2 protein-coding genes are annotated in these 3,218 nt (G+C 46.2%); both read right to left on the bottom strand.

Annotation, left to right across the window (positions count from 1 at the left end; genetic code table 11):
* Nucleotides 1-134: 134 nt before the first annotated feature.
* A complete protein-coding gene (locus PGW94_RS04430) occupies nucleotides 135-968 on the bottom strand; it encodes a YgfZ/GcvT domain-containing protein (protein ID WP_271759036.1) in 834 nt (277 codons plus the stop codon).
* Between the two features lie 68 nt (nucleotides 969-1,036).
* A complete protein-coding gene (locus PGW94_RS04435) occupies nucleotides 1,037-2,998 on the bottom strand; it encodes a heme lyase CcmF/NrfE family subunit (protein WP_271759038.1) in 1,962 nt (653 codons plus the stop codon).
* Between the last annotated feature and the right edge of the window lie 220 nt (nucleotides 2,999-3,218).

Here is a 3,218-nt window from a genome sequence, read left to right on the forward strand (position 1 = left end):
CCTAGGCTGTGCGCCACCCCCGTATCCGGGCCCGATAGTAGTACTGCTAGAGACAAACCGGCTGGTGACAAGAGCTCTCCGCTTCATTGTTGCTTTTGCTATTGTGCGGGAACATCATACTGCCGTAGAAAACCCTATTCGTCTCTTTTGAGTGTGAGCGCTATTTCCGCTGTTTTGAGACCAGCACAATCTCCCGATACAAGTTCGCTATTGAGGAGACACAGGCCCCGGTGGCCTACGGCTGATAGCATGTGCCCAACCTCTTGCGACCCCATAACAATCGTTCCTCGCTGTGGTAAGTTAGTGCCTGGTGCTGCAAAAACGGTATAGAGCATCTTTTTTGCCCCAAGCCTGTACATTCGCGCTGTAACCTCCTGTCCTGTGTAGCAGCCCTTGGTGTGGCTTATAGCGCCTAGTCTGTCCAGCCTGAAATGCAATGCAAATGACTCTCCGCTAATCATATCTACTGCGCAGTCTGGTATGGTGTTTTCTATTCTAATAGTATTGTACTCTGCTAAGCTTTCGCCAGTAAGCTCGGCAAGCGTTATGCCACAAGAATCCGGTATCATATATCTGATGCCCATAGCACGTGCGCGTGGGTCTTGGTACTCTATAACGCCATCATCTCGAATATGCGTCTCTCCTGATGCAGGTTTGGACACGCTGTAATTGACCGCAACGGAATACTCCTCACAACTTCTTACCTTCACCCCGAGGTGCACCCTGTACAGGCGTATCAGCTCTATCATAGAGGGTATGTTGTCTTTCTCACAGTCCAACAGAAAATATTTGCCGTACCGGACGAGGAAAAAATCATGCAAAAACCTGCCCTTTGCATTCAGCATGATATTATATATCGCGGACGGCGCCACCATTTGCAGCACATCATTGGTGGTTATATTGTGTAAAAACTTTGCAGCATCCTGACCCCAAAGCTTGATAACACCGCGATTTCGTAGTCGCAACATTGTGCTCCCGTAGCTTAATGTAGTCCACATTTATGGTATACTTTTTGGGTGAAGTCGCAATCAATACTCTATGGCCGAGTGCTGTCCTGGCGTAGTTTTAACCAAGCATTGTATGTACCAAAGCAACCCCCAAGAACAAGCAGTGCACAGCCAAGCCAAACTAGGCTAATCAGTGGCTTGTAATAGACTTTAACCGCAACGCCCTGCCGCAAATCTGGATCACCTATAACGACGTAAATGTCTGCCCATAGGCCATGATATGTGCTACTAACTACGTTTTTCGTAGCTTCGACTCGGTAGTAACGATTTTCTGGTGAAATTGTCCCTACATGGCCATCATTTTCTATATTCAGGATAGCAAAGCGGCCAACCAAGGCTTCATAATAATCTTTTTTTGTAAGCGCGATGTCTCGGAGGACCACTCTATACTGGCGGATATTTACTGAATCTCCTACCTTCATATACTGGGATTTTTCAATTTGCATGCTGCTAGAATAAATCGCGCCTATAGCCAACACTGCAACACCTAGATGCGAAAGTAGCATTGCACATCGACCCGGCCGCAGCGCATTGCGTAGTGCCAGCCACGACATTGTGTTGGGTAGCTTATTTACAAAATCCTCGATAATGGAGGAGAACAAAAACCCCGATAGAAGCAGCATTATCCCCAATATACCAAACCAGGCCGCCACAGGCACAAACAGCACTGCCAGTATTGACGAGACCTTGAAGCTCCACCTGAAAGGCTGTGCCCCACTCCAATGCAAACCCGGTAATGCTATGAGAATGCACAGGAGTGCTATTAATAGTACACAGAAGATGCTGCTATAGTACGGAGCACCTACGGATATAGATACGCCTGTAAACAGCTCAAGCAGTATTGGGTAAACCGTCCCCATCAGGACTACAAAAAATGCTACAAGTAACAAGCATGTATGCGCTAGCAGAGCTGATACTTTCGAGATCCATCTTGCCCCGCAAACTTCGTTTTTGTTTCTGCAGGCTACAATAAACGTCGAATAACTTGTAAATACAATGGCGGTTATCAGTACGAGCAGCAAAACACCCCTTGTAGAGTCATTGGCAAACGTGTGCACAGAAATAAGAAATCCTGATCTCACAAGAAATGTGCTATACAAACAGCAAAGAAAAGAGGATATAGCGAGGAAGAGCGTAAAATTACAGTATATCCCGCTCTTGCGCACAACAGGCAACATATGAATCAACGCCGTGCCTATCAACCATGGAAGTAGTGATACATTTTCTACAGGATCCCAAGACCAAAATCCGCCCCAGCCCAGTACCCGATAAGCCCACCAACCGCCTAGTGCTACACCAAGGGTAAGTAGTGACCACGCAAACAATGCCCAACTTCGCAGCATTTTAGACCACGTGTCAGAGCTCATATCTTCCACTAACGCTGCAAGCGCGATAGACAAAACAGGGCTAAACCCCGCGTAGCCCGAAAAGAGCACAGGCGGATGTATCGATAGCCCTATATCCTGCAACAATGGGTTAAATCCAAGTCCTTCCTCTTCTAGAGCAAACACTCTTAGTAATGGGTTGGCAAAGACCAGGCAAAAAGCGGAGAAACAAAACAGTAGCAGATGTTGAATGGAGAGCGCGGTAACACGAATGCCATTGGATGACAAAGAAAATTCCAAAAGCGCTGTATAAGCGCTCATAAACCACACAAAAAGCAGGAACGACCCTTCGTAATTTCCCCATAGTCCGGCAATTTTGTATAATAGAGGCTGCAGCGTGTGTGAGTAGTTATACACATTTTCGAACGAAAAATCATCAACCAACCGCAGATAAATTAGTATTCCTATGGAAGTACTGTGTAACACAAAGACGGAATAAGAAAGGATACTCACTTTTGGTGCTAACATGCGTCCCAACAGTGGATATAACAGCGATAACAGGGTAGCAATTGCCAAAAACGAGCTAAAGCCGTCTACGGTGTATTGCATTCTTGGTATCGCATTCAGGAATACAGAATTATAGCTTTGTAGCCACAGAAATTCCATACACAAGTTTGAGACAGACCTCTGCCCCGCCGGTGCATTTTGACTGTACACTACTCAACATGGGATGTCATAGTCATACAATAGGCAAATCTGCTCTGTCTTCGTGGTCGCATACATCTTGAGCCTAAACCACTGTGCAAAAACAGAGTGCCAGTTTAATGAGCTATATTGCATAGGAATCGCTTTCGCTCAGGCTCTTAAGGCGAGTGATGCCGAAATT

This window comes from Candidatus Anaplasma sp. TIGMIC, from assembly GCF_028204095.1.
Taxonomy (GTDB): Bacteria; Pseudomonadota; Alphaproteobacteria; order Rickettsiales; family Anaplasmataceae; genus Anaplasma.

What these genes read in the sequence shown, in the direction of transcription:
- PGW94_RS04430 (WP_271759036.1), bottom strand. Translation starts at nt 968, where the DNA reads ATGTTGCGACTACGAAATCGCGGTGTTATCAAGCTTTGGGGTCAGGAT.
- PGW94_RS04435 (WP_271759038.1), bottom strand. Translation starts at nt 2,998, where the DNA reads ATGGAATTTCTGTGGCTACAAAGCTATAATTCTGTATTCCTGAATGCG.